This is a genomic window from Rahnella ecdela (assembly GCF_019049625.1).
GTDB classification, from domain to species: Bacteria; Pseudomonadota; Gammaproteobacteria; order Enterobacterales; family Enterobacteriaceae; genus Rahnella; species Rahnella ecdela.
This window is the reverse complement of the sequence record NZ_JAFMOY010000133.1, coordinates 74,510-101,226: the sequence shown is the minus strand read 5'-3', so window position 1 is coordinate 101,226 and position 26,717 is coordinate 74,510. Positions and strand designations below refer to the sequence as shown.

Sequence of the window (26,717 nt, the reverse complement as noted above, 5' to 3'; positions counted from 1 at the left end):
GGTTCGTGAACCGAACCCGACTGCGAAGCATATTATAAAATTTCTTTCACTTGTTCCGGCGGACGTCCTAAACGTGCTTTGCCGTTGGCGATGACAATCGGACGTTCAATCAGCCGCGGATGATCCGCCATTGCCTGCAGCAGTTTTTCCTCGCTCAGGTCTTTATCTTTCAGGTTCAGATCCTTATAAATCTGTTCGCCTTTTCGCATCAGTTCCCGCGCCGAACTAAAGCCCAGCAACCCGAGCAACTCTTTTAGTTTATCCACTGAAGGCTGCGTTTCCAGATACAAAATCACTTCCGGCTCAATGCCTTCCGCTTCCAGTAATTTCAGTGTCTCACGGCTTTTTGAACAAGCCGGATTGTGGTAAATCGCGACATTATGTGGCATTAAAATATCTCCATACTTGTGCTGAAATCAGCCTTTCTGATACTGACGGAATCGCCCCTGCAACTGACGAAGCTGGTCGATGCGGGCGTCATATCGGGCCTGTTCCAGACTGCCTAATTTTTGCAATGCGCTGGCGTTGCTCAGCATTTCTATTGCCTGATCCAGACGACCGATTAACGCCATACTTTCCGCTCTGGCGGCCAGTTCCTGCGCGCGTAACCCTTGTGCTGCAGCGGCCTGAGATAATAAATCCCAGCCATTCGGATCACCCGGATAACTGAAAGTATAGCGGTTGAGGATCTTCATGGCATTGGCCGGTTTCGCCCCTTCTAGGTAAGCGTTGGCCAGATTGAGCTGAAGAACCGGATTAGAACTGGTCGCCGCCCCTGCCTGTTCCAGCCGTGCGATAGCCTGCGGCGCACGTTTGCTGTCGATATCGGTATCGGTCGCTAAATCCAGCAACCATTCATTGCCGGGATTTTGTGCCAGCAGCGGATCGAGGATCACACGTGCCTGATCGTATTTCTTCGCTTTGTAGAATTGCAGCGCATGGCCGTATTTTGCCGCCAGTTGCTCACGGATATTGCCGTTGCTCAGCTTCAGCAAATAGTCATCGCTCAGCGGGAAACTGTCGGAACCGTACATCCCCAATATACGCACTTTTGCCATGGTGTAATCTTGTGATGATTGCACAACCGGGTGCGCCATCTGGTTCGCGCGGTTACGGATATCGGCCAGGCGGCTGTCCGGCAGGGGGTGCGTCAGCAGCATTTCTGGCGGACGGGTTGAATAGCTGGCCTGATCGGCGAGTTTTTGCAGGAATGCAGGCATCGCCTGCGGATCAAAACCGGAGCGTTGTAATACCTGAATGCCGATGCGGTCTGCTTCCTGTTCGTTGCTTTGCGTGAAGCTGATCATACCCTGCTGCGTTCCCGCCAGCGTACCGGTCAGCGCCGCCATGCCCATTTGCGGACTGGCCATCGCCAGCAGGATAGAGCCTAATGCGCCAACCCAGGTCAGCGGGGCATTACGCTGTTGATCTTCCATCGCCCGCGCCAGATGGCGCTGGGTCACGTGGGAAATTTCGTGCGCCATAACGGACGCCAGCTGGCTCTCATTATCGGTGTAGCGGAACAGTGAAGAGTGGATCACCACGTTGCCGCCGAAGAAAGCAAAGGCGTTCAGCTCATCGTTATTGACGATGAAAAAATGGAAAGGGGTGCGAACGGAATAAGCGTGAGCCACCAGACGCTGCCCCAGTTCGTTGATGTACTGATTGAGCAGCGGATCGTTAATCAGCGGCGTGCTGGCGCGCATCTGACGGACGTAAAAATCGCCCATCTGCAATTCCTGATTGATGCTCAGTGTGCCACCGGCCGTTGTGCCGATATCGGGTAACTGGTCGCTCACCGGCGGAGCCAAAGGTGAACTGGTTTTGGCAGAACTCACCGGCGTTGACCAGAATGAGCTGTCATCAGCGCCTGCCGGCAGGATACTGCCAGCAAACAGGCTGCCCAGACACAGGGCAATCACCGTTTTTTTCAACCGCATTACCATAAACATTTGCTTCCCAATGAGTTAACCGCGTTACTAATAAGCTTTTAAAGCCTTTCTTCCATGAACTGCATTGCAGACCGTTATTTTGTGGCGCTTTTCTTTGCGCCCCTCTCTATAGTAGCTATCCTCGTGAGAGTTTAAAACACTGTGCAGCTACAGTTGTGTGACAACGAATTTTGAAGATAGTTACTTGTGTCTGAGCGCGCAGGGAACGAACAGCGCAAACCCGTCAGGCCGGGAAATTACAGGAGCGTTATCTGATGTTGGACATGTTATTACAGTGGTATCGCCGTCGCTTTACTGACCCGCAGGCCATTGCCCTGCTGGCCATCCTGGTCGCGGGTTTTTGTATTCTTTATTTCCTCAATGGCATTCTTGCGCCGCTTCTGGTGGCGATTGTTCTGGCGTATTTACTGGAATGGCCAACCGTTCGTCTGCAACATGTCGGGCTTTCCCGCACGCTGTCGGTCAGCGTGGTATTGATTATCTTCGCCGGTATTTTACTGCTGGGAATGTTCGTCATCGCGCCGGTCACCTGGCAACAGGGCGTGAATCTGATGACTGATTTGCCCAGCATGCTTAACCGTTTTTACGATTTTGCGGCCACGCTTCCCAAGCGTTATCCGGCGCTGGTCGATGCCGGTATCATCGATATGATGGCCGAAAACATGCGCAGCAAATTGTCCGGGCTGGGCGAATCCGTGGTGAAATATTCCCTGGCGTCGCTGGTCGGTTTACTGACGCTGGCGATTTACCTGATTCTGGTGCCGATGATGGTGTTCTTCCTGCTCAAAGATAAAGAGCAAATGCTCAACGCTGTCCGCCGCATTTTACCGCGCGATCGCGGGCTGGCGGGACAGGTCTGGGAGGAGATGAATCAACAGATCACCAATTATATTCGCGGAAAAGTGCTGGAGATGATTATCGTGGGTGTCGCCACCTATCTGGTGTTCTGGGTGATGGACATGCGTTATTCGCTGCTGCTTGCGGTGCTGGTGGGCGTGTCGGTGCTTATCCCGTATATCGGCGCGATGCTGGTGACGATTCCTGTAGTGATTGTGGCGATGTTCCAGTGGGGGCTTGGCGCGGATTTCTGGACGCTGATTGTCGCGTATCTGGTCGTTCAGGGGCTGGATGGCAATGTGATTGTACCGCTGTTGTTCTCAGAGGCGGTGAACCTGCATCCGCTGGTGATTATTCTGGCGGTCGTGGTCTTCGGCGGGCTTTGGGGATTCTGGGGCGTATTCTTTGCAATACCGCTGGCGACGCTGGTGAAAGCTGTCGTTCACGTCTGGCCGGATGAATCACTCAACGAAACGGTCTGAAAACCGGCTCTTAGTGAAAAATAAAAAAGCGCGTCTGCGCTTTTTTTTATGAACGTTTGCCCGCCGTGAGTGATCAGGCAGACTTCTCGTTCAGATAGGCCATCACGATGTCATGGTGGTTAGTGGTTTTGAAGTCGTCGAACACTTTCTCAACTTTGCCATTGCCATCGAGCAGGAAGCTGATGCGATGGATGCCGTCGTAGGTTTTACCCATAAAGGATTTTTCACCCCAGACGCCAAACTGCTCACAGACCTGGTGATCTTCATCAGAAAGCAATGTGAAGTTCAGCAGTTCTTTTTCAGCAAAACGCGACAGTTTTTCTGGCTTATCGGTGCTGATCCCCAGCACTTCAACGCCTGCACTTTTCAACTGATCCATGTTATCGCGCAGTCCGCAGGCCTGTACCGTACAACCCGGGGTCATGGCTTTTGGATAGAAATAGACCAGGACTCTCTGTCCCTGGAAGTCGGCCAGATTAATTTGTTCACCGTCTTGGTCGGGTAAACTAAATTGCGGCGCAGGATCACCGGCTTTCAGTGGGCTCATTGTCTTTCTCCGTATCTTTCAGCTGTTACTGCAGTTTATCTTCATTCTCAGAATAACTAACGACGTTAATACTGCCTTGCGCTTTCAGTTCTGTACATAGCTGATGAAAAGCCTGCTCAATAATTGCCGGATCGGTATTCGCCGCGCTGTGGGCAGTGATCTGGATCGACAGCTGAGCAGGCAGTGTCGCGTCCGCCGGACGGGTTTTTGAGGCAAGTTCGGCGATATTCATCTGATGTGTATCGAATAAATCGGTAAAACGCTCAATCAGATGTGGCGAGTCTTTCACTTCCACTTTCACCCACACGGTCGCAGGCATCGGCGGTCGTTCATGTGCGCTGGTGCGTTTCATCACAATCAGCAATTCAAGCTCCGCCCCTTTTTGCGGCAGGGTAGATTCAATCAGGGTGATGGCGTTCCAGCTGCCGGAAAGCAGCATGATGAACGTAAACTCATCACCCAGCATTGCCAGCCGGCTGTCTTCAATATTACAGCCGCAGCTGCTTACCTGACGGGTAATAGTGTTCACGATACCAGGGCGGTCGGCACCTAACGCGGTGATGACCAGATAATGTTGTTGTGGCTGCGGCAAAATGAGTCTTCCTGTCGTGCTTTGGAGTATTCCCAAGGTAAACATAAAAAAAACCGCCGGACAAGCGGTTACCGCTCGTTGATTGCTTGCTTTTGCAGTGGTGTCAAAAGTACCATGAGTGACCTGTTTGTGGAGGGGAAGGTCAATGTTTACGGGAAGTATTGTTGCACTGGTTACGCCGATGGACACCAAAGGTGCCGTCGATCGCGCAAGTCTGAAAAAACTGATTGATTATCATGTGTCCAGTGGTACTGCGGCGATCGTTTCCGTTGGCACAACCGGCGAGTCGGCAACGCTGAGCCACGATGAGCACGGTGACGTGGTCTTACAAACACTGGAACTGGCCGATGGCCGCATTCCGGTGATCGCAGGCACAGGTGCAAATGCCACCGCTGAGGCGATTTCTCTTACACAACGTTTTGAAAATAGTGGCGTTGTTGGCTGTCTGACAGTCACCCCTTATTACAACCGTCCGACTCAGGAAGGCCTGTATCAGCACTTTAAAGCTATCGCTGAAAACACCTCCCTGCCGCAAATTCTCTACAACGTGCCTTCACGTACCGGCTGCGATATGCTGCCGCCGACCATCGCGCGTTTAGCAAAATTGAAGAATATTGTTGCTGTTAAAGAGGCAACAGGGAACTTAAGTCGTGTTAGTCAGATCCAAGTGCTGGTTGATGATGAAGATTTCATTCTGCTGAGCGGCGATGACGCCAGTGGTCTGGACTTTATGCAGCTCGGAGGCAAAGGCGTTATTTCCGTTACTGCTAACGTCGCTGCCCGTGAAATGGCACAACTTTGTGAGCTGGCTGCTCTTGGCAACTTTGCCGAGGCGCGTCGCCTGAATCAGCGCCTGATGCCTTTGCATCAGAATTTGTTTGTAGAAGCAAACCCAATCCCGGTGAAATGGGCCTGTAAGGCACTGGGTTTGATGGCAACCGATACGATGCGTCTGCCTATGACGCCGTTAACAGATGCTGCCCGTCCGGTCGTGGAAGAAGCATTAAAAAGCGCCGGTTTGCTGTAACTCTTAGGAAGATTTGATGGCCTCTTTATTTGACAAGAATAGTTTCCAGATGACCCGATTCCAGAAGACTGCCGTAGCGAAAGTCGTGGGTGTTTCCCTGATTATGCTGCTGGCTGCCTGTTCCAGCGACCAGCGCTACAAGCGTCAGGTGAGCGGTGATGAAGCCTACCTGGATGCGCCGGCTCTGCATGAGCTGAAAGCACCATCAGGCATGATCTTGCCTGTGCAGAATGGGACTTATGATATTCAGGCTGGCGCCATGCAGGGCGCTGTGGGCAAACAGCTCGACATTCGTCCACCAGCCCAGCCGCTGGCCTTACTTAACGGCTCCCAGACTCAGTTCTCCGACGACACCAGTACCGTGCTGCTGGAAAACACACCGCAAAACCGTGACTTGTGGAACAACGTCGTTAAAGCTGTTGAGCAAAATAAATTCAAAATTGCCAGCCGTGATGATGCAAACCAGACACTCTCCACCGATTTCGTTGACTGGAATCGTGCGGATGAAGACTTCCAGTATCAGGGCCGTTATCAGATCAGTGTGAAACAGCAGAGCTATCAGCTGGCACTGACCGTGAAAACGCTTGAGCTGAAACAGCAAGATAAAGCGGTGACCTCTACCGCTGAAATCCAGCGTTACAACAGCCAGATGATGAACGCCATCACGGCGAACCTGGATAAAGTGCAGCAGGATACTCAGGCGCGTCTCGATAACCGTCGCGTAGGTGAAATCGACGTCCAGAGTGGCGCTGATGATACCGGTCTGCCGGTGCTGATCGTCCGTTCATCTTACGGTGTGGTCTGGGATCGTCTGCCGAATGCCTTGGCGAAAGCAGGCATGAAAGTCACCGACAGCAGCCGTCCGCAAGGCACACTCTCTGTGACTTACAAACCGCTGAATGACGATGCGTGGCAGACACTGGGTGCGAAAGATCCGGGCCTCAGCTCCGGTGATTACAAACTTCAGGTTGGCGACCTCGACAACCGTAGTAGCTTGCAGTTCCTTGATCCGAAAGGACATGCTCTCAGCCAGTCGCAGAACGATGCGATGGTGGCGGTCATGCAGGCCGCGTTTAGCCAGAGCAGCGCAAAATAATACCAAGGGGCTCCGGCCCCTTTTTACATCTGTTTTTTCCACTGGAGTAAGTAAAGATGCAAAAGTTAGCTGAGTTGTATCGCGGCAAGGCGAAAACCGTCTACACCACCGAAAACCCGGACCTTTTGGTACTGGAGTTCCGTAACGATACGTCAGCACTGGATGGTCAGCGTATTGAGCAGTTCGACCGTAAAGGTATGGTTAACAACAAATTTAACCATTTCATCATGGCTAAGCTGGAAGAAGCCGGTATTCCTACTCAAATGGAACGCCTGTTGTCTGACACTGAAGTGCTGGTGAAAAAACTGGATATGGTCCCGGTTGAATGCGTTATCCGTAACCGTGCTGCGGGTTCGCTGGTAAAACGTCTGGGCATTGAAGAAGGTCTGGAACTGAATCCGCCGTTGTTCGATTTGTTCCTGAAAAACGATGCGATGCACGATCCGATGGTCAACGAATCTTACTGCAAGACGTTTGGCTGGGTGAACGAAGAAAACCTCGCGCGCATGAAAGAGCTGAGCTACAAAGCCAACGACGTGCTGAGCAAATTGTTTGATGATGCCGGTCTGATCCTGGTCGACTTCAAACTGGAATTCGGTCTCTTCGACGGCGAAGTGGTGCTGGGTGATGAGTTCTCACCAGACGGCAGCCGCCTGTGGGATAAAGAAACCCTGAACAAGATGGACAAAGACCGTTATCGCCAGAGCCTTGGTGGCCTGATCGAAGCTTATGAAGAAGTGGCTCACCGTATCGGTGTGAAACTGGACTAAGCGCAGTAAATTTTTTTAGTCGGACTGCGCAATCGTTTACGCGGTGTGCATTAAACGGGTGATGATCTCCGTCACCCGTTCTCTTTCTGCATTTTAATTTTCCTCTTTTCATACTGTTTTCTTTCATTTAATTCACCTGCCTCTAAAATTACCTCCTTTCGCAGATGGTATTAACTGTGTGTGCTGGCTAGTCTTAAAAAAACAGTCTGGAGGTGGATTATGCGTTGGCAAGGGCGTCGCGAAAGCGACAATGTAGAAGACAGACGCGGACAGGGATCAAACAGAGGCGGCGGTTTAGGTGGCGGGGGAATGCGCCTGCCTATTCGCGGCAAAAGCGGAATTGTGATCATCATTGTGGTGCTGGTCGCCGGTTACTACGGTATCGACCTGTCTCCGCTGATTGACGGCGGGCAGTCCGGAGGTATGCAGCAACAGACACAGTCGCAATCCATCAGCCCGAAAGATGATGAACAGGCTAAATTCACCTCGGTGATCCTCGCCTCGACGGAAGACACCTGGAAAGAAATTTTCCAGAAACAGGGCATGACCTACCGGGAACCGAAGCTGGTGATGTATCGCGGCGCGACCCGTACCGGATGCGGCACCGGGCAGTCCGTCATGGGCCCGTTCTATTGCCCGGCGGACAGCACGGTATATATCGATTTGTCTTTCTATCAGGAATTACAAAACAAACTTGGCGCAGGCGGTGATTTTGCACAGGGGTATGTCGTGGCGCACGAAGTCGGCCACCATGTGCAGAATTTGCTGGGCACCGAACGTAAAGTCCGCCAGATGCAGCAGGGCGCATCGCAGACGGTGGTGAATCAGCTGTCGGTGAAAATGGAATTGCAGGCTGACTGCTACGCCGGTGTCTGGGGACATGCCATGCAGCAGGAAAACGTTCTGGAAGAGGGTGACCTGAAAGAAGCGCTGGATGCCGCGCGGGCCATCGGTGATGACCGCTTACAACAGCAAAGTCAGGGGCGCGTTGTGCCGGACAGCTTCACTCACGGCACATCCGAGCAGCGTTATACCTGGTTCAAGCGCGGATTTGATACCGGTAATCCGGACCAGTGCAACACGTTCGCCAGCCGCTGATTTAGTGGCAATAACCTCTGGTCTGCCGGTAAAAACTGTTCAATAATCAATGACCGATCCAGAGAGGCTCCGTGAGCCTCTCTTTTTTTCCTCATGTTGAACCGCTGGGAATGCCATGGCTTTTCTCGATCCAACCCTTTTGATTTTACTCGTCTTCGCCGGTCTGGGCATTATCAGCCATAACAGCGCCGTCACCATCGCAATGTTCTTCCTCCTCACCGTACGGATTACGCCGCTTAACAATTTTTTTCCGTGGATAGAAAAATACGGCCTGACTATCGGCATTATTATTCTGACCATTGGCGTGATGGCGCCGATTGCCAGCGGAAAAATCAGCGCCAGCACCGTCGTGCACTCTTTCTTCCACTGGAAATCGATTGTCGCCATTCTGGTCGGCGTTCTGGTGTCCTGGCTTGGCGGGCGCGGTCTGACGCTGATGGGCACGCAGCCGCATCTGGTGGCGGGTTTACTGGTGGGTACCGTGCTGGGCGTAGCGATGTTCAAAGGTGTACCGGTCGGGCCGCTGATTGCCGCCGGCCTGTTATCGATGATTGTCGGTAAAACCTGACGCCAATGAATATGGCGCTGAAAAACAGCCTGCAACAGCAGATGCAAAAGCAAGGCGTGCGCCGGTTGCTGGTCATCAGCGGCGAAGCCCGCTGGTCTGCCGCGCAGGCAATGCAATTCTGCGACGGACAAACGGGCGACTGGCTGTGGGTGAGCGATTCGCCACCTGATGACGTGAACGCCTGTTCGCCTTCGGCAGCGCACACGTTGCTGGGACAGGGCATTCTGCACGGCGTGTTTGATGCGCGCCACGGTCTGAGCGCGGAAGCGCTGGCGGCATTTTCCGGCACGCTGAAAGCCGGAAGCTGGCTGATTTTACTGGTACCGGAATGGAGCCAGTGGGTAAGGCTGCCAGATGCCGACAGCCTGCGCTGGAGCGAACAACCGCAGGCTATTCCCGCCCCGCGTTTTATCCACCGTTTTCAGTCTTTGCTCGAACAGGACGGAAGTGTAGCGGTATGGCGGCAGAATCAGCCTTATGAACTCGCGCCGTTGCCTGCTGCACCCGACTGGCAGGTACCCGACGGTCAGCCGACAGCTGAGCAATCGCATATTTTACAGCAGCTGATGCAGGCACAATCCGGCGTCTGGGTACTGACGGCGCCGCGTGGTCGGGGCAAATCTACTCTGGCAGGTATGCTGACTTTGCAATGGCCGGGGATTTGCGTTGTGACTGCACCGGCAAAAGCCTCAGCCAGCCAGATACTTAATCAGCAGACAGAATCTGCCCGTTTTATTGCGCCGGATGCGTTACTTTCGTTATGTCGCGAAGGTGTGGTGACTGACGCTGACTGGTTGATTATCGATGAAGCGGCGGCTATTCCGGCGCCGATGCTGTCAGAGCTGATTGCGGCATTTGTGCGTGTTTTACTGACCACCACGGTGCAGGGTTACGAAGGCACCGGGCGCGGATTCTTACTTAAATTCTGTGCGTCACTGTCGCAGTGGCACGATCTGCGGCTGAATGCGCCGATCCGCTGGTCTTCCGCCGACACACTCGAGCCGTTTATCAGCGATTTATTGCTCTTTGATGAGCATCTTCCAGTGGCCGGACAGACGGACGGCGCATCAGAAATATTCCCGATTCAGGCCGGTGACTGGCTGACGGAACCGACTTTGTTAGCGGATTTCTACGGCCTGCTGACCAGCGCGCATTACCGCACTTCGCCGCTGGATTTGCGGCGTCTGCTGGATGCGCCGGGCATGACCTTCAGCGCATCACAAAGCAAAAATACACTGACCGGCGCGTTATGGCTGGTGGACGAGGGCGGGCTGAGCGCAGAACTGGCGCATGAAGTCTGGGCAGGCAGGCGGCGTCCGCGCGGCAATCTGGTAGCGCAGTCGCTTGCGGCTCACGCAGGTTTCCCCGAAGCCGCCGTATTACGCTCCCGGCGCGTCAGCCGGATTGCGGTACATCCCGCGTTTCGCCGGCGGGGGATTGCCCGCGATTTACTGGCGGAACAGCAACAGCGCGCGCAGCAGGCAGGGCTGGATTTTCTGTCTGTGAGCTTTGGCTACACTTCAGAACTGGCGTTGTTATGGCAACAGGCCGGATTCCGGCTGGTGCGAGTCAGTACGCAGAAAGAAGCCAGCAGCGGATGTTATGCCGCGATGGCGATATTGCCACTCAGTACGGCGGGGAAGAAGCTGGCAGACAGGGCAGAGCAACAGCTAAACCGTAACTGGCGCTGGCTGGCACCGCATATGGAACTGGAGTTGCCACTAAAGAGCGCCCAAGATACACAACCTGATGATGCGGACTGGCGCGAGCTGAACGGATTCGCCTTTGCGCACCGTCCGCTGGAAAGCAGTTTACCGGCGCTCAGCCGCTTGTTGTTACACAGCGCTTTGCCGCTGACTGCGCTGCGCGCTCATCTGCAACAGGGGCAGAGCGTGGCAGAAATCGTTGTGGCGCTGAAGCTTTCCGGCCGCAAAGCCTTGCTGAACCGCTGGCGTCAGGAGACACAACAGGCTCTGAACACCGCAGGAAGGGCGCAATAAACCCGCGTTTTCATTGCAAAAAATGGAAAGACTCGTTCAATAAAACCCGATTTCACTGACCGGCACGCGGCGTATAGTGAACCCATCAATCTACAACGGGAGAGAGCTATGAGCTCAGAACAGATTATCGTCCAGCAGCCGGAAGAAAGAGCTAACCAGCTGATTTTATTATTTCATGGCGTGGGCGATAACCCAATTTCAATGGGCGAAATCGGTAAGTTTTTCGCTGTTTCATTCCCGCAGGCGCAGGTGATCAGCATCGGTAGCCCGGACATTTGTGATTTTGGTCGTGGCTTCCAGTGGTTTTCCGTACAGGGTGTGACAGAGCAAAATCGTCAGCCGCGAGTGGATGCCGCGATGCCTGCTTTTGTGCAGATTGTCCGCGACTGGCAGCAGAAAACCGGCGTCTCGCCGGAACATACCACGCTGGTGGGCTTTTCTCAGGGCACCATCATGGCGCTGGAATCGACGAAAGTAGAAGAGCATCTGGCGTCGCGCATTGTCGCCTTCAGCGGACGTTTTTCTTCACTTCCGGAAAAACCGATTGCTTCCGGTACGGTGGTGCATTTCATTCATGGCGATCAGGATCCGGTGATCAACCCGTTCCAGTCGAAAAGTGCGGCTGAACGCCTGAAATCGCTGGGCTGTGACTGTACTCTGGACTTGCAGGCGGGTATGGGGCACGGACTGGATTCACATATGATCAATACCGCTATCGCGCATCTGAAGAACTACGAGCCGAAATCACATCAGCACTGATTTGTTGCTACGTTAAAAAGAAACGCCCCCGGCTGCATTACAAACGGGGGCGCTTTTTTATGTCTGACTGATGTCGATTATTTGCGGTTTTTACGCATGAAATCATCCATAAAGTTAGTCAGCTTTTCAGCCGCTGGCAGCGACAATGCGTTGTAGATAGACGCACGGATACCGCCAATGGCGCGGTGACCCGACAGACCCGAGAAACCGGCTTCGTGGCTTTCCGCCAGGAATTTTTTCTCCAGCACTTCATCCGGCAGTTTAAACGCCACGTTCATTTGTGAACGGTCCGCTTTGCTGCTCCAGCCGTTGTAGAAACCGTCGCTGTTATCGAGCATCGCGTATAACAGTTCTGCTTTATGGCGGTTGGTCTGTTCCATATTATCCAGACCGCCGACGTCGTTGAGCAGCCAGCGAGTGACCAGCAGCACCACATAAATCGCGAATACCGGCGGCGTGTTGAGGTTGGAATGGGATTCCACCTGACGGCGGTAGTTCAGGAACGATGGCAATTCGTCAGAAGACGCTTTCACCACGGTGTCATGTACCAGCACGATAGTGACACCCGCCGGTCCGATGTTTTTCTGCGCATGCGCGTAAATCACCGAAAATTTATTGGCATCGCAAGGTTTGGACAGGAAATCGGAAGACATATCGCAGACACGCGGCACATCATCGCGCCCCAGAACGCGCTGGAACTGTAACCCTTCTACTGTTTCGTTGGAAACGTAATGCAGATACGGCGCGTCCGGAGAAAACTCCAGTTCCTCATCCGCTGGCAGGCGGTTGAAGCCACAAGATTCGCCGCTCCACAGAACTTTCACCGGGCCTTCGCGACGCGCTTCGGTCACGACTTTACTGCTCCAGTAACCGGTATCCAGATATTCCGCCGCATGTTTCTGACCACGCAGCAGCGTCATCGGCACCATTGAGAATTGCTGCGTTGCGCCGCCCTGCAGGAACAGAATGTGGAAATCTTTCGACAGCCCGAGCAGCGTGCGGATATTGTTTTCGGTTTCTTCAACAATGGAAGCAAACCAGTCGGAACGGTGGCTGATGCCGAGGATCGACAGACCAACTTCCGGCACTTCTTTAATCGCTGCCTCAACCTGCGCGAGTACTGTTTCCGGCAATGCGCCGGGACCACCGGAGAAATTCAGGGCGTTACGTGAAATCATGATTATTCTTTTCCTTCTGGCGCATCAGCCGATGCGCCGCTGTGCGCAAAGGCACGGGATAACAGCAACTCGCGGCATGCTGTTTTAACTTTATTCATGAGAATTTGTTTGTGCGGGAACATCACTTCCAGATCCATCGCGTGGACGACCATGGCGGGATCGATTTCAAAGACCAGCAGACTGCCGTCCGGCGTTTCGCTGCAATCAATGCCCAGATAATCGAGCTGCGTGATCTCAAAAATGGCCTTCAGCGCCTGCTGATGGCGGGCAACGAATTCGTGGAAGTTATTCAGAAACGCGGCTTCTTCTTCACGTTTTTTCTGATCTTCATACATATTCGCATTGACGTAATGCACCATCCAGTGCGACGAAATCGCCATGTGGCAGGCATAAGGCACGCCGTCGATCAGCGAAATACGGTATTTGCGGAACTGGCCATCGGGGTTGCTGTAATCGATAAACTGCGACAGGAAATAATCTTCTACCTGCACACGGGCCAGATAACCCGCCAGTTCTTCCTGACAGGTGATTTTTTCCAGACCGTGACCACCGTGGGAACCGGCAGGGCGCAGGATCACCGGGAAATCGCTGCCGGGCAGAGCGTTACTCAGGGTGATACTGCCTTCCGCTACTGCAGATAAGGCGGAAAATGTCACCGGATGCGCCTGCGCGATGGTTAAGCCCGGCTGATTCTGCAACAGCGTGCTGGCGTTATGGCGCTCAGAATTTGGAATGTGTTGCGGCGCATTGATGACCGGCACCGGCCACTGGCGCGTGATGCTTTCCAGCTGCTGTAACAGGAACAGGTTTTCTGTGGTCGCGCTGATGCCCACCATCAGCAAATCATGTTCAGGGATCGGCGCTTCAAACGGCGCTTCGGGCGTGATGTAGTAATAAATCAGCTCGATATCGCTGTTTTCCAGCAGGCAGTCGAGCGGCACATTGGCCGACAACGTGCCGGGAACCATCAGCATCAGCAGGCGCAATTTGACCGGTTGTTGGGCAGCCTTCAGGGTATAAACCTGCTGCATAGCCAGCGCCTGATTCTGTATGGTCAGGCCGAGTTCGGTGCGTTGCAGGCACAGCATAACAGTGGAAAGGTTCATCCACAGGAAGGCGTCATCAGGGTTTTGCTGCGCGCGCGTCACCAGATGCTGCGCGATGTCAGTGCATTCATCACCGGCGATGCTCATACGTAAAAACGGAGCCAGCCCCAGAAATTGTGGGGCGTCGAAAAGCTCAGACGCAGCCTGATCGGGGTGGGAAATAGGTAGTGTTTGCAAAGGACTGTTCTCTCCGTGCATCGGTTTCACGTTGCATGTTACCGGCAGGGGAGAAAGTCAATCGGCGGAGAATCGCTACATTTTCCGCCGACTAATACTGATTAGGAGATTTTAAAGTGCAGGCTGGAATTACTTTTTCTTAGGCCATTCGTCATCTTTATCCCATTCCGCATTGTTGTCGCGATGCGGCGGGATCTCCGGTTTGTCTTTCAAAAACTTCTTCACATCAACGCGGTTCAGCTCTTTGATCCCGCTGATTAACATCCCGACCAGTATGATCAGAACGATCCACCAGTAATCTTTGATCCACTCCATGGTGTGCTCCTTAAAGGGGTGAGAGGGCGATAAATCGCGGAAATATTTCCGTCATCTGACCGGCTAACCAGTCTGCTGCGGCCACTTCCTGTCCTGTCCAGGCGCTGATGAGAACTTGCGGTGTGAGCAATTTCTCGCATTCCTGCGCCAGCGGACGGTAACTCAGATGCCAGGGCTCAACAGCCACGCCGCCGGTATCTTTTGCGTAAGGTCGGTAAAAACCGAATTCCGCCATATGTGCTGAAAGCCACTGATTCAGCGGATAAAAATAACCACCTTCGTCGTATTCCCACGGCTCCAGTTGCAGTTTTTTATCGGCCGGAAGCAGTGACGGATCGTAGACATCCAGATCACTGCCCCAGTGATGACGGCTGGCGCCAGGCAGCGCTGACCAGCGCAAAATCAGTTCACAACGTTCTGCTGTGGTTAACTCACTGATATCCACGGGCTGGCTGTTCTTATCTAATACTGGTCGCTCGCCGTGAAATTTGCCATTCCAGATAGCTAACTGGCGACTGAAATCACGAAAAGTGCTGGCTGGCTGCAAATCAAATCCGTCCACACTGGCGGCCTGACGCATTTTTTTGAATGCCTGCGCCGCCTCTTTCTGCAACCGGTGCGGGCCTTCGCCCAGTGTCACCAGATGCGCATTGGAGCGGCCGGTCAGCATTTCATGGCTGATCATGCGACTAACTGTTCCATGATGCGCTGATACATGCGGCTCAGAACCTGCAAATCCGCCGCGTGAACGCATTCATTGATTTTATGGATCGTGGCATTGACCGGACCCAGTTCGACGACCTGAGCGCCCATCAGCGCGATGAAACGTCCGTCGGACGTGCCGCCGGTCGTTTGCAATTCCGGCGTAATTTCACTGTAGTGACGTACGGCGTTAACCACCGCATCGACCAGCGCACCGCGTGATGTCAGGAACGGCTGACCGGAAACCACCCAGTTCAGGGTGTATTGCAGGTTATGCCTGTCCAGCAGTTCGGTCACGCGCTGCTTGATGATGGCGTCGGTCAGTTCAGTGCTGAAACGGAAATTGAACTGAACATACAGTTCGCCCGGAATGACGTTATTGCTGCCGGTACCGGCATTAATATTGGCGATTTGCATGCTGGTCGGCGGGAAGAATTCGTTGCCGTTATCCCACAAGGTAGCGACAAGCTCGTTCAGCGCAGGCATGGCGCGATGCACCGGATTGTCCGCCAGATGCGGATAAGCCACATGCCCCTGAACGCCGTGAACGTGCAGGTTAGCCGTCATCGAACCCCGTCGGCCATTTTTGACAATGTCGCCAACGCGCGTGGTGCTTGAAGGCTCGCCGACCAGACAGTAATCGAGGCGCTCGTTTCGCTCCATTAGCGCGTTGACCACTTTCACAGTGCCATTCACGGCGCTGGCTTCCTCATCTGAGGTGATAAGAAACGCCAGACGACCCTGATGATTCGGGTTGGCCGCAACGAAACGTTCTGCCGCGACCACCATCGCCGCCAGCGAACCTTTCATGTCTGCCGCTCCGCGACCATACAACATCCCGTCTCGCAGCGTAGGCTCGAACGGACCGGTCACCCACAGCTTGTGGTCGCCGGTCGGCACGACATCGGTATGACCGGCAAAGGCCAGGGTTTTACCTTGTCCGCGCGTGGCCCAGAAATTCAAGGTATCGCCAAAATGCATCGGCTCCACGTGAAAACCAGCGGCTTCAAGGCGGGCAATCATAATTTCCTGACAGCCTGCGTCGTCCGGGCTGAGGGAAGGGCGGCGGATTAACTGTTGGGCTAAATCGAGAACCGGACAACTCATGTTACTTCACCTGTGCGAGGAATTGCTGATAGGTTTCTGGTTTGAATCCCAGCAGGGACTGACCATCGGCGGCCAGTAAAAATGGACGTTTGATTACCGCAGGTTGCTCAAGCATCACCGCTTTGGCGCTGGCTTCGTTATCGCAGGCTGCGCGCGTGGTTTCATCGAGCTTACGACACGTTGTTCCGCGGGTATTGAGCATGGCTTCCCAGCCTTGTTTATCCAGTAGCTTCTGCAACAACGCATCATCCAGCCCTTCGACCCGGTAATCATGAAACTGATAGTCAACCCCGTTTTCTTCCAGCCAGCGACGGGCCTTTTTGACGGTATCGCAATTTTTTATGCCGTAGAGAATAAAAGAGGTTGGAGCGGAAGTCGTTGCCATAGAAAAACGTAACCTGTCAGTAAAATAAGAACTTTTTACCCGCATAAAAACGGGCGTAAGGATGGAACACATAATGAGGCAAAACGGCGGCAGGATCCAGACGGGGCGGGATTGTGATCGCGCTTAAAAATTAATGATGGCTTTTTTACATGGTCAAAAAATAGACGTATAATCCGACCGTCCAATCAAGGGGAGTAAAATGTTAGAGCAAGAGTTAGGCAACTGGAAAGACTTTATCGACCGTATGTTGAAAGCGTAATTGCCCGCATCGTTACCGTTAAAGCAAAGAAAAGATTTATTCTCAGTGCAGTACGTCATTATAAAAAGCGTTTGTTCAGGAAGACCATTACGTCCGATTTAGCGACGATTCTCACAGCCAGTAAATCATTAATAAAAAGGCGTTAATTCATATTAACGCCTTTTTTGTTGCCTGTTATCCAGTGCCGTTATTTATGTTCTGCGGGTACCGTCTCAATAATATCGGCAATCACCGGATGCGCCTGTTTTCCGGGAAAACGACGGCGGATCAGCACGAAGAACAGCGGTACGAAGAAGATGGCCAGAATGGTCGCGGAAATCATCCCGCCGATGACGCCGGTACCGACCGCATGCTGGCTGCCTGAACCGGCACCCATGCTGGTCGCCATCGGCAGAACGCCGAATACAAACGCCAGTGAGGTCATCAGAATCGGACGCAGACGCATTCTCGATGCTTCGAGCGTGGCCTCCAGCAACTCCTTCCCGCGAACATTCAGGTCATTAGCAAACTCGACAATCAGAATGGCGTTCTTCGCCGACAGCCCGATGATGGTCAGCATCCCGACCTGGAAATACACATCGTTTTCCAGCCCGCGAAGCCATGTCGCAATTACCGCGCCCAGTACGCCGAGTGGCACCACCAGCATGACCGAGAACGGAATTGACCAGCTCTCGTACAATGCGGCGAGACACAGAAACACCACCAGCAGGGAAATAGCGTACAGCGCCGGAGCCTGCGAGCCTGACAATCTTTCCTGATATGACAGACCGGTCCATTCGAGACCAATACCCACCGGCAGTTTGGCGACCAGCTTTTCCATGTCATCCATTGCGGTACCGCTGCTGATGCCCGTTGCCGGTTCACCCACAATTTCCAGGGCGGAATAGCCGTTGTAACGTTCCAGACGGGGTGAACCGGTCAGCCATTTCGACGTGGCGAAGGCGGAGAAGGGCACCATAGTCCCGGCAGAATTTCGTACATACCAGCGATCGATATCGTCCGGTAACATGCGGTAAGCTGCGGCGGCCTGTACGTAGACTTTCTTCACACGGCCGCGGTCAACGAAGTCGTTGACGTAAGTCGAACCCCACGCGGTGCTCAGCGTGCTGTTGATATCCGCGACAGCCACGCCCAGCGCCTGCGCTTTCACCTGATCGATATCTATTTGCAACTGCGGGCTGTCATCCAGACCGTTGTGACGAACACGGGTCAGATTGCTGTCTTTCGCAGTCATGGCCAGTAACTGATCGCGCGCGGCCATCAGTGCATCATGACCCAGTCCGGCGTGATCTTGTAATTCCATATCAAAGCCGGTGGCGCTGCCCAGACCGTTGATGGCTGGCGGGCTGCTGGCGATCACGCGCGCTTCGGTTATCTTGTTAAACGCTTTAGTCGCCCTTTCAATCAGTGCAAAGGAAGAATCATCTGTACCGGTACGGTCATCCCAGGGGGTCAGACGCACGAACATACGTGCGACGTTTTGCCCGTTACCGCCCGGACCCGCACCGATGGTGGAGAACACAGAAAGCACGTCTTTCTTATCTTCAGTCAGGAAATATTTTTCGACTTTTTCCACGACTTTTTGCGTTTGCTGTAACGTCGAGCCTGGCGGTAACTGAACCTGAACAGTGAAGACGCCACGGTCTTCCATCGGCAGGAATGAGGTCGGCAGTTTGATAAACATCACCGCCAGCAACGCAACCAGTGCGGCATAACCGAGCATGTAGCGCACGCTGTTACGCAGAACCCGCGCCACGCCGTTTTCGTAGCGACGGGCATTGCGATCGAACATGCGGTTAAACCAGCCGAAGAAGCCGCGTTTACCGTGATGATGTCCCTGCGCGATAGGTTTAAGAATGGTCGAACACAGTGCCGGTGTCAGCGTCAGCGCGACGAACACTGACAGCACCATTGCAGAAACGATGGTGATGGAGAACTGACGATAAATCGCGCCTGTGGTGCCGCCGAAGAATGCCATCGGCACGAATACCGCCGACAGCACCATGGTGATACCGACCAGCGCACTCTGAATTTGTCCCATCGATTTTCGCGTGGCCTCTCTGGGGCTGAGGCCTTCTTCGCTCATCACGCGCTCGACGTTTTCCACCACCACGATGGCGTCATCCACCAGCAGGCCGATAGCGAGCACCATCGCGAACATCGTCAGCGTATTGATGCTGTAACCGAATTGATGGAGCACGGCGAATGTCCCCAGCAATACCACCGGCACGGCTATCGTCGGGATAAGCGTGGCGCGGAAGTTTTGCAGGAACAGATACATCACCAGGAACACCAGAACAATGGCTTCAAACAGCGTTTTCACCACGTCGGTGATCGCTGCTTTAACGAATGGCGTGGTTTCGTAGGCAATTTCGGCTTTCAGGCCGTGCGGATAATAATGAGAAAGCTCGTCGAGGCGCGCGCGGACGGCTTTGTCCGTTTGCAGTTCGTTGGCACCGGACGCCAGTTTCACGCCCATCCCGGACGCGGCCTGCCCGTTATAGCGGCTGAGCAGAGCGTAGTTTTCCGCGCCGAGACCGATAGTCGAAACATCGCCAAGTTTGACCTGCGAACCGTCCTGATTCACTTTCAACGTGATCTGGCGGAACTGCTCCGGTGTCTGCAACTGCGCCTGTGCATTAATGGTGGCGTTCAGCGCCTGAAAATCTACCGAAGGCGCACCGCCAAGCTGGCCAACGGCCACCTGACTGTTCTGTGCTTTAATCGCGGTGACCACATCGGCGGTGGTCAGCTGATAATTATTCAACTTGTCCGGATCGAGCCAGATACGCATCGCGTACTGCGAACCGTAGGCATCGATACTGCCGACGCCGGGCACGCGGCTCAGCGGATCCTGAATATTGGACGCCACATAGTCGGCGATATCCTGTTTATCCATGCTGCCGTCTGTGGAAACGAACGCAACCATCATCAGGTTGGTATCACCGGTTTTCGAGACGGTCACGCCCTGAGTCTGCACATCCTGCGGCAGACGTTTCAGCGCCTGTTGCAGCTGGTTCTGCACCTGTTGCAGCGCTTCATTCGGATCGGTACCGGCGGTAAAGCTCAGGGTAATCTGCGATTTACCGTCGTTACTGCTTTGTGAGGACATGTACATCAGATTATCCAGACCCGTCATGTTCTGTTCGATAATCTGGGTAACGGTATTTTCTAATGTTTGTGCTGATGCGCCGGGATACGTTGCAGAGATTCTGACGTTTGGCGGAGCCAGATCAGGATACTGCTCAACCGGCAGAAAATAGATCGCGAGTGCGCCGGTCAGGGAAATGATGATCGCTAAAACCCAGGCAAAGATTGGGCGATCGATGAAAAAGTTAGCCATGCTTCAGGAACCTCGTTGTCACTCTGGCGTGAGTGACTAACATCAGCAAACAAACACAATGCCAGTAATCTGACAAAAAAATCCCCTGAGCAACGTCTTCTCAGAAGTGGTCTCAGAGGCGGTACTGTCCCGGCGGGACGGAGCGAGTGTTAGAGTGTAGTTCTACGTCTATGCACTTTACCTGCTCGTATCGCATAAAACGTGGAGAAATAAAGGAGATAATGTAAAAAAGCCTCGCCGTACACGGGGTTATCTCTCAGCGATATTCGCCGAAACAGTCTACTCTTTGGCTATCTTCATTTTTATGACACCCCGCAGGAGCTGTCCAGATGAGTTTGCCCATGAATTCCGTCTTTGCCCGTCGTTTATATCTGTGCTGGTTGCTCAATAACGAACAAAAACCGAATGTGCCAAAACTCATGGAAATTACCGGCTGGCCGAGGCGTACTCTGCAGGATGTGCTGAAAGCACTGCCCGGAATGGGTGTCGGGCTGGAGTTTGTGCAGCAGGGTGTGCGCAACAATGACGGTTATTATCAGCTTTCGAGCTGGGGGCCGTTAGATCCCCAATGGATTGCACGTAATAGCGAAGAACTTCTGGCCGCGATTGAGCACGGTTGACGGTAGCGGTTGCAGATGGATCCGGTTATGCTGTCTGGCTTCTCTCACAACTTCTGAGCGGGGGCACGCAATATGTCATCTCATGACAACTCATCCAGAATCGAAAACGTCCAGAACCAGTTACTTTCTGATAACTGGTATGTTCTTCGCAAATACACCTACGATTTAATCAAGCGTAATGGCGAACGCCAGCCGCAGTCCCGCGAAGTGTATGACCGGGGAAACGGCGCGACTATCCTGCTGTATAATCGACCTAAAAAAACCGTCCTGCTGATCAAACAATTCCGTATGCCGACCTACGTCAATGGCAACCCGACCGGTATGCTGCTGGAAACCTGTGCGGGTTTACTCGACAACGATTCGCCGGAAGACTGCATCCGTAAAGAAGCGATTGAAGAAACAGGGTTTGCGGTGGGCAAGGTCGATAAATTGTTTGAGGCCTATATGTCGCCGGGCAGCGTAACGGAGATTGTTCACTTTTTTGCCGCAGAATACGATGAGTCGCAGCGCCAGAACGCCGGTGGCGGCGTGGAAGATGAAGATATCGATGTGCTTGAAGTACCGTTCAACGAAGCGCTGGCGATGATCAAAGATGGACGCATTAAAGACGGCAAAACCATTATGCTGTTACAACATGCACAAATTCAGGGCTGGCTGGCGTAACGGTTGTTTGCGCAGCTGCAGTAAAAAAGGCACCCGCGGGTGCCTTCTGTCTTTTACTGTTCCTGACTGATGGCAACGCTGCCAGCGTGACCTTTCATCGCAGACCACGGCAGAATCGCCCATTCCGGGCCTTCACATGAACGTAATACGCGGGCGAAAGTCGGATCAAAATACAGTCCTTTCTTCGTGAAATACCACGCGGGGAATTGCCAGAGCGACGGATCCGAGTAATCACAATCATCATCGCTTTCTTCGGTCGGCTTTTTCATTTGTCGCGGATACGCCGCAGTCAGCTGTTTCACCAGCCACGGCGCCCATTTTTTATCGCGGTATTCAGCGAACGTATCAAAATCGACGTCATTTTTTCCCGTCAGCGTGCGGTCTTCTGCGTTCAGATAATGGAAAGGCGCACCCTCGCCGACCCATACCACATCCTCCAGCGTCAGTGTTTCTGCGGTTTTGGCATTGAGGTTAATTGGCGCTTCACCGAAATCGGGATGTGCGCCGCCGCAGTCGTAAGATGTAAACACGCTGATACTGACGATTTCGTCACTCAGATATTCCGGCGTGACAGTCTGCTGATATTCGCCCTGACCAAACCGGCTTGCACCGAGCATACAGGCATGCCAGCCGCTGACTTCCTGCCATAAACGGGTGCGCAATTTCTGGTTAATCGCCTGTATTTCCGTTTCAGGATAGCCCGAAACGATTTCAAACAGGCTGATTTTAGACTGCGGTTCCGTCCACCATTGCAGCTGGTAACCCATGAAGTTCTCGCTTTTACCTGCTTTGAGTTGCAGTGCAGATAACCGCAGATATTCGTAGGGATCGGTATGAATAAGCGCACTCAGATAGCCGTCGTCCGTGCTCGCCGCAGGCAGTTGTACGGGTTGCAGCGATACCGGCAACGTTTTTCCTTGCGGATTGGTCCAGTTGCCTTGCCAGCCGCCATTTTCATCTTTTGTCAGGGTCAGTTCAGGACGCGGTGTATCGTCAAAATCGTCGAGGCCTTCCTGAAGTTTAAGTTCCTGACCATCCAGCGTACCGTTCAGGGGCAAATCTAAATGATATTTTTGATAGAAATAGCGACCAGTAACTTCGTCTGGTTTATTTAAATCCAGCTCGAGCACAATGCTGGTTTTACCCAGTGTACCGGAGTACACCACCGGTGGCTCTTCAGCCAGTGCGGGTAGTGAAAACAAGGCTATCAGCCAAATCCATAACTTCATCTGAATCTCCCGGAGAAATGAAAGTCATCCTTTGCGCCATTATTTTTCGTTATTGGCTTTGCCAGTGTACTGAATGTTTCGTTACGTCACCATTACGTGATCTCGTATCAGATGAAAAATTATCCTCTGCAAAAGTACAATCTGACCGGGTATCTCTTTCTTATTTCGAATAAAAAATGCTGCATTGTTGGCAGTCTCTTATCGGGCATTACGCTATTATCAGAAAGATAAATCCAAACAGAGCTGAAACTCAAAATGTGCAGATGGATAACCGCCCCTTTATGCCTGCTGGCCGCAATGCTGGCTTTTAGCACGCAGGCTGAGCCGTTACAGGCCGTTTATAGCGACTGGCAGGTCAGTTGTGACAACCTCAACCATTGTGTCGCGCGCAATTCTCAGGATGGCCAGGAACTGGTCATGAAAATCTCCCGTGAAGCCGGACCGGAGGGGAAATCATCAGTCAGTATTGATTATCAGCGTAACAGCGATGAACAGAGTGCTGATGCGCCGATTGCCAGCCGCCTGCAAACGAATGGCAAAACGCTGAGCTTTAATCACCGTGAATGGGATGTCAGTAAAAAACATCTTTCCACCAATAATCGTCTGGTGGTGAATGACTTCATCGCCGCCATTCGCGAGGGCAGCGCAATTTCGCTGGCGGGGAAAGCGGATCCGGCGCAGCCGGTGCATCCGGTGATATCCCTTAAAGGCATAAAAGCCGCATTGCTGGCGATCGATGCTCAGCAGGGACGCGTTGGCACCAAAACGGCGTGGATCAACCGCGGCGCCAAACCTGCTAATACCGTACCGGCAATCCCGGCCACGCCGGTTCTGCCGCGTTTCAGCGAGCCGCAGGCGTTGACCGAATCTGAAATTTCGGCCATCACACAAAATGCTGCGACGACCATTGAGAACAATGATTGCAGTCTGGATCCTTCAGAACGTGAAGTGCATATTTTTGCCCTAAGCAGCGACAAAGCCCTGATGACCGTTAACTGCGATATGGGTGCGTATAATCTGTTTGCGCTGGGTTTTCTGGTCAGCCGGCAAGCGCCTTATAAGATGGACGATCTGGCGCTGAATATGCCGTTTAAACTGGGCGAAGATGAGGAATCACCGGAACTGATCAACGCCGATTTCGACCCTAAAACGGGCATGCTTTCGACGTATGACAAAGGGCGCGGCATCGGGGATTGCGGTGTTTCTTCACGCTGGATATTCGACGGCAAGGCTTTCCGTCTGGCGGCGTTTGCTTCTGAACCGAGCTGCGATGGTTACAGCAGCGGCGGGGAATGGCCGGTACTTTGGGTGACTCAGACGCCATAGTTTGCGCTAACAAAACAAAAAGCCCTGTCAGCGCGAAGCTTGCAGGGCTTTTTTTGTCGTATTTTTACGGTAAAGAATCTGAGTATTTTACTCGGACGCTTTAACGACGACTTTATTGCTGGCGAACTCAACGTTCATATCAGCAACGATTTTGCAGCGTTTACGGGTTTCGACTTTACCGTTGACCATCACCTGGCCTTCAGCAATCACTGCTTTCGCAGTACCGCCGCTGTCACACCAGCCCATAAATTTGAGCAGGTCGCACAGTTCTACGTGCGGGTGTTTTTCGAGAAAGAAAGTTTCCATGTGTTCCTGACTTTTTGTGTAGTGCGAATTGTTTAAGGCTTACTGGCGCTGATGTCGTGATATTCCTCGCACGCCTGCAAGGTATTTTGAATCAGCGTCGCGACCGTCATCGGGCCAACGCCGCCCGGCACCGGTGTGATAAAGGAAGCACGCTCAGCGGCGGCATCATATTCCACATCGCCGACAACTTTACCACTTTCCAGGCGGTTAATACCGACATCAATGACAATCGCGCCCGGTTTAATCCATTCACCGGGAATAAAGCCCGGTTTGCCGACGGCGACAACCACCAGATCGGCATTCTCGACATGATGGCGCAAATTTTTGGTGAAACGGTGCGTGACGGTCGTGGTGCAACCGGCCAGCAGTAATTCCATGCTCATCGGACGGCCAACAATGTTGGAAGCGCCGATAACCACCGCGTTCAGACCGAAGGTATCAATGCCGTAACGCTCAAGCAGCGTCACGATGCCGCGTGGCGTACAAGGGCGCAGTGTTGGCGCACGCTGGCAAAGACGACCAACGTTATACGGATGGAATCCATCGACGTCTTTGTCCGGATGAATGCGTTCCAGCACTTTAATGTTATCGATACCGGCTGGCAGCGGAAGCTGAACCAGAATGCCGTCGATTTCACTGTCGTTATTCAGTTTTTCGATGAGATCGAGCAGTTCACCTTCGGTGGTGGTGGCGGGTAAATCGTAAGAGCGCGAGATGAACCCGACTTCTTCACATGAACGACGTTTGCTGGCGACATAAATTTGTGACGCCGGGTTTTCACCCACCAGGACTACCGCCAGACCCGGAGCACGTTTTCCTTCGGCCAGTCGTTGTTGAACACGCGCTGCAACTTCGCTTCTGACTTGCTGCGCAATCGTTTTACCGTCAATAATCTTTGCTGCCATCAGGGAATAAATCCATCAATTAATAAATGCAGGGGATACGCCTATTTTGTCAGAAGCGGCGGGCGCTGTCAGGCGCTGAATGCGAATTACTTGCTTATACAGGTGAGAAATATGGGCGAGAATTTAAGCTGAGACAGTGGCGGGAAAAATGTCTATTTTAGAAGCAGGTCTTTTAAATCATAAGGAAAGGAAATAATGACGCGCAAAGTTGGGATCATCGGTGCCGGTCATGTCGGCGCTGACGTTGCATTTTCTTTAGTCACACAGGGCTTGTGTGACGTGATTGTTCTGCTTGATGAGAACGAACCCAAAGCTGCCAGCCAGGCACTGGAATTGCGTGATATGGCGTCTCTGACCGCTTCGCGCGTGCAGGTTCTCGCGAATGATTACAGCGAACTGCAAGACGCCGACGTTCTGGTGATTGCCGTAGGCCCGAAAACGTTACTGCGCGAGGACCGCCTCGAAGAACTCGCTGAGACCCGTGCTGCCGTGCGGGAAGTGATCCCCCGCGTGATTGCCAGCGGCTTCGGTGGCGTCATCGTCAATATCACCAATCCGTGCGATGTCATTACCCAGATTATCCAGCAGACCAGCGGATTCCCAGACACACAGGTTTTCGGCACCGGCACGTCGCTGGATACCGCACGCATGAAACGCGTGGTCGGCGAATTCTTCGGCGTCGACCCGAAAAGCGTGACCGGTTATGTGATGGGCGAACACGGCGAATCGCAGTTTGTCGCCTGGAGTACTGTAACGCTGGGCGGTCGTCCGGTGGCAGAGCTGGCGGGCGATCGCGACGTCGACTGGGCAAAAATGGACGATGCCGTACGCGGTGGCGGCTGGGAAATTCTGCAAGGGAAGGGCTGGACCAGTTTTGGTATCGCCACCGCCACGGCGCGGTTGGTCGATGCAATTCTGTCGGACGCACACAGTATCTATCCGGTTTCCGCTAAGGATGAGGAGCTCGGTGTTTATATAGGTCAGCCAGCGGTCATCGGTAAAAAAGGTATCGTGCAAACACTGCAACCGGAACTGACGGCTTACGAAGGCGTGGCGTATCATGCTTCTGCCCGCGTTATCGCTGCCGCGCTGAAATCCGAAAAATAGCCGATACTCATCACATAACGTTGCAAGGCCGTCCGGGAATATCTGCAAATTGTTCAGGCATTAAGCAGAGAGTTCGAAAGCCATTGACTCATCCCGGTCTGCCCGTATAATCCGAACCCGCAACGCTCCCGAAAGGGACAAGCAATGCGCCCTTAGCTCAGTTGGATAGAGCAACGGCCTTCTAAGCCGTAGGTCACAGGTTCGAGCCCTGTAGGGCGTACCAATTAAATCAAATAGTTACGCCTCCTTTACTTCCCAGCG

27 protein-coding genes and 1 tRNA gene are annotated in these 26,717 nt (G+C 53.2%); 14 read left to right on the top strand and 14 right to left on the bottom strand.

Translation table 11 applies throughout. The features are described from left to right. Positions 1 to 32: 32 nt before the first annotated feature. Both arsC and bepA read right to left on the bottom strand, forming a co-directional pair. Positions 33 to 389, bottom strand: a complete 357-nt coding sequence (gene arsC, locus J1784_RS23785) for an arsenate reductase (glutaredoxin) (RefSeq protein WP_217151236.1) — start codon at positions 387 to 389, stop codon at positions 33 to 35. Between the two features lie 27 nt (positions 390 to 416). Continuing rightward, entirely contained in the window at positions 417 to 1,946 is a 1,530-nt protein-coding gene (bepA, locus tag J1784_RS23780) for a beta-barrel assembly-enhancing protease (RefSeq protein WP_217151623.1), read from the bottom strand. A 260-nt stretch (positions 1,947 to 2,206) separates the two neighbouring features. Between bepA and J1784_RS23775 the strand changes: the two genes are divergently transcribed. Beyond that, positions 2,207 to 3,271 (top strand): AI-2E family transporter, encoded by a 1,065-nt coding sequence (locus tag J1784_RS23775; protein ID WP_217151235.1) that lies wholly within the window; start codon positions 2,207 to 2,209, stop codon positions 3,269 to 3,271. 73 nt (positions 3,272 to 3,344) lie between these two features. Here J1784_RS23775 and bcp read toward each other — a convergent pair whose 3' ends face one another. Both bcp and J1784_RS23765 read right to left on the bottom strand, forming a co-directional pair. Continuing rightward, on the bottom strand, positions 3,345 to 3,818 hold the full coding sequence (gene bcp, locus J1784_RS23770; RefSeq protein ID WP_112287579.1) for a thioredoxin-dependent thiol peroxidase: 474 nt from the start codon (positions 3,816 to 3,818) through the stop codon (positions 3,345 to 3,347). A gap of 25 nt (positions 3,819 to 3,843) precedes the next feature. Next, the gene (locus J1784_RS23765; RefSeq protein ID WP_120160262.1) at positions 3,844 to 4,410 is read right to left on the bottom strand and encodes a glycine cleavage system transcriptional repressor; all 567 of its coding nucleotides are present in this window, start codon (positions 4,408 to 4,410) and stop codon (positions 3,844 to 3,846) included. A gap of 145 nt (positions 4,411 to 4,555) precedes the next feature. Between J1784_RS23765 and dapA the strand changes: the two genes are divergently transcribed. The 7 genes from dapA to ypfH all read left to right on the top strand — a co-directional run bounded on the left by dapA (position 4,556) and on the right by ypfH (position 11,728). Next, positions 4,556 to 5,437, top strand: coding sequence for a 4-hydroxy-tetrahydrodipicolinate synthase (gene dapA / locus J1784_RS23760; RefSeq protein ID WP_120132684.1), 882 nt, complete (start codon positions 4,556 to 4,558; stop codon positions 5,435 to 5,437). Positions 5,438 to 5,453: 16 nt separating this feature from the next. Beyond that, positions 5,454 to 6,533, top strand: a complete 1,080-nt coding sequence (gene bamC, locus J1784_RS23755) for an outer membrane protein assembly factor BamC (RefSeq protein WP_217151234.1) — start codon at positions 5,454 to 5,456, stop codon at positions 6,531 to 6,533. A gap of 56 nt (positions 6,534 to 6,589) precedes the next feature. Further along, entirely contained in the window at positions 6,590 to 7,303 is a 714-nt protein-coding gene (gene purC / locus J1784_RS23750) for a phosphoribosylaminoimidazolesuccinocarboxamide synthase (RefSeq protein ID WP_217151233.1), read from the top strand. Between the two features lie 219 nt (positions 7,304 to 7,522). Continuing rightward, positions 7,523 to 8,401 (top strand): KPN_02809 family neutral zinc metallopeptidase, encoded by an 879-nt coding sequence (gene ypfJ, locus J1784_RS23745; RefSeq protein WP_217151232.1) that lies wholly within the window; start codon positions 7,523 to 7,525, stop codon positions 8,399 to 8,401. 115 nt (positions 8,402 to 8,516) lie between these two features. Continuing rightward, on the top strand, positions 8,517 to 8,969 hold the full coding sequence (locus tag J1784_RS23740) for a DUF441 domain-containing protein (protein ID WP_112287584.1): 453 nt from the start codon (positions 8,517 to 8,519) through the stop codon (positions 8,967 to 8,969). A gap of 11 nt (positions 8,970 to 8,980) precedes the next feature. Then, positions 8,981 to 10,969: a tRNA(Met) cytidine acetyltransferase TmcA gene (locus J1784_RS23735; protein WP_420803992.1), complete on the top strand. Its 1,989-nt coding sequence runs from the start codon at positions 8,981 to 8,983 to the stop codon at positions 10,967 to 10,969. Between the two features lie 108 nt (positions 10,970 to 11,077). Then, complete coding sequence (gene ypfH, locus J1784_RS23730; protein ID WP_217151230.1) at positions 11,078 to 11,728, top strand: esterase; 651 nt, start codon at positions 11,078 to 11,080, stop codon at positions 11,726 to 11,728. Between the two features lie 77 nt (positions 11,729 to 11,805). Here the strand turns inward: ypfH and J1784_RS23725 are convergent, their stop codons facing one another. The 6 genes from J1784_RS23725 to J1784_RS23700 form a co-directional block, all read right to left on the bottom strand. Continuing rightward, entirely contained in the window at positions 11,806 to 12,906 is a 1,101-nt protein-coding gene (locus J1784_RS23725) for a phosphoserine transaminase (RefSeq protein WP_217151229.1), read from the bottom strand. Positions 12,907 to 12,908: 2 nt separating this feature from the next. Further along, positions 12,909 to 14,189 (bottom strand): ATP-grasp domain-containing protein, encoded by a 1,281-nt coding sequence (locus J1784_RS23720; RefSeq protein WP_217151228.1) that lies wholly within the window; start codon positions 14,187 to 14,189, stop codon positions 12,909 to 12,911. A gap of 129 nt (positions 14,190 to 14,318) precedes the next feature. After that, positions 14,319 to 14,504 carry a YpfN family protein gene (locus J1784_RS23715; RefSeq protein WP_217151227.1) on the bottom strand — a complete coding sequence of 62 codons (186 nt, stop codon included), beginning with the start codon at positions 14,502 to 14,504 and terminating at the stop codon, positions 14,319 to 14,321. A gap of 10 nt (positions 14,505 to 14,514) precedes the next feature. Beyond that, positions 14,515 to 15,174 carry a M15 family metallopeptidase gene (locus J1784_RS23710; RefSeq protein ID WP_217151622.1) on the bottom strand — a complete coding sequence of 220 codons (660 nt, stop codon included), beginning with the start codon at positions 15,172 to 15,174 and terminating at the stop codon, positions 14,515 to 14,517. A gap of 11 nt (positions 15,175 to 15,185) precedes the next feature. Further along, the gene (gene dapE, locus J1784_RS23705) at positions 15,186 to 16,313 is read right to left on the bottom strand and encodes a succinyl-diaminopimelate desuccinylase (RefSeq protein WP_217151226.1); all 1,128 of its coding nucleotides are present in this window, start codon (positions 16,311 to 16,313) and stop codon (positions 15,186 to 15,188) included. Between the two features lies 1 nt (position 16,314). Further along, complete coding sequence (locus J1784_RS23700) at positions 16,315 to 16,698, bottom strand: ArsC family reductase (protein ID WP_217151225.1); 384 nt, start codon at positions 16,696 to 16,698, stop codon at positions 16,315 to 16,317. A gap of 199 nt (positions 16,699 to 16,897) precedes the next feature. Between J1784_RS23700 and ypfM the strand changes: the two genes are divergently transcribed. Continuing rightward, a complete protein-coding gene (gene ypfM / locus J1784_RS26950; protein WP_152328030.1) occupies positions 16,898 to 16,957 on the top strand; it encodes a protein YpfM in 60 nt (19 codons plus the stop codon). A 187-nt stretch (positions 16,958 to 17,144) separates the two neighbouring features. Here the strand turns inward: ypfM and acrD are convergent, their stop codons facing one another. Continuing rightward, positions 17,145 to 20,300: a multidrug efflux RND transporter permease AcrD gene (acrD, locus tag J1784_RS23690; RefSeq protein ID WP_217151224.1), complete on the bottom strand. Its 3,156-nt coding sequence runs from the start codon at positions 20,298 to 20,300 to the stop codon at positions 17,145 to 17,147. A 335-nt stretch (positions 20,301 to 20,635) separates the two neighbouring features. Between acrD and J1784_RS23685 the strand changes: the two genes are divergently transcribed. Beyond that, entirely contained in the window at positions 20,636 to 20,920 is a 285-nt protein-coding gene (locus J1784_RS23685) for a winged helix-turn-helix domain-containing protein (protein ID WP_217151621.1), read from the top strand. A gap of 72 nt (positions 20,921 to 20,992) precedes the next feature. Beyond that, positions 20,993 to 21,583, top strand: coding sequence for a GDP-mannose pyrophosphatase NudK (gene nudK, locus J1784_RS23680; protein WP_217151223.1), 591 nt, complete (start codon positions 20,993 to 20,995; stop codon positions 21,581 to 21,583). A 53-nt stretch (positions 21,584 to 21,636) separates the two neighbouring features. Here the strand turns inward: nudK and J1784_RS23675 are convergent, their stop codons facing one another. Then, on the bottom strand, positions 21,637 to 22,812 hold the full coding sequence (locus tag J1784_RS23675; protein WP_217151222.1) for a hypothetical protein: 1,176 nt from the start codon (positions 22,810 to 22,812) through the stop codon (positions 21,637 to 21,639). 255 nt (positions 22,813 to 23,067) lie between these two features. On the opposite strand from J1784_RS23675, the gene J1784_RS23670 reads away from it, so the two are divergent. Next, positions 23,068 to 24,138, top strand: a complete 1,071-nt coding sequence (locus J1784_RS23670) for a DUF1176 domain-containing protein (protein ID WP_217151221.1) — start codon at positions 23,068 to 23,070, stop codon at positions 24,136 to 24,138. A gap of 87 nt (positions 24,139 to 24,225) precedes the next feature. Here the strand turns inward: J1784_RS23670 and ybcJ are convergent, their stop codons facing one another. Together ybcJ and folD are read right to left on the bottom strand one after the other, a co-directional pair. Then, complete coding sequence (gene ybcJ, locus J1784_RS23665) at positions 24,226 to 24,444, bottom strand: ribosome-associated protein YbcJ (protein WP_112287597.1); 219 nt, start codon at positions 24,442 to 24,444, stop codon at positions 24,226 to 24,228. Positions 24,445 to 24,476: 32 nt separating this feature from the next. Next, positions 24,477 to 25,349 (bottom strand): bifunctional methylenetetrahydrofolate dehydrogenase/methenyltetrahydrofolate cyclohydrolase FolD, encoded by an 873-nt coding sequence (folD, locus tag J1784_RS23660; protein WP_095925051.1) that lies wholly within the window; start codon positions 25,347 to 25,349, stop codon positions 24,477 to 24,479. Between the two features lie 195 nt (positions 25,350 to 25,544). Between folD and J1784_RS23655 the strand changes: the two genes are divergently transcribed. Both J1784_RS23655 and J1784_RS23650 read left to right on the top strand, forming a co-directional pair. Then, a complete protein-coding gene (locus J1784_RS23655) occupies positions 25,545 to 26,456 on the top strand; it encodes an L-lactate dehydrogenase (protein WP_217151220.1) in 912 nt (303 codons plus the stop codon). A 146-nt stretch (positions 26,457 to 26,602) separates the two neighbouring features. Continuing rightward, a tRNA-Arg gene (locus tag J1784_RS23650) sits at positions 26,603 to 26,679 on the top strand. Positions 26,680 to 26,717: the final 38 nt, after the last annotated feature.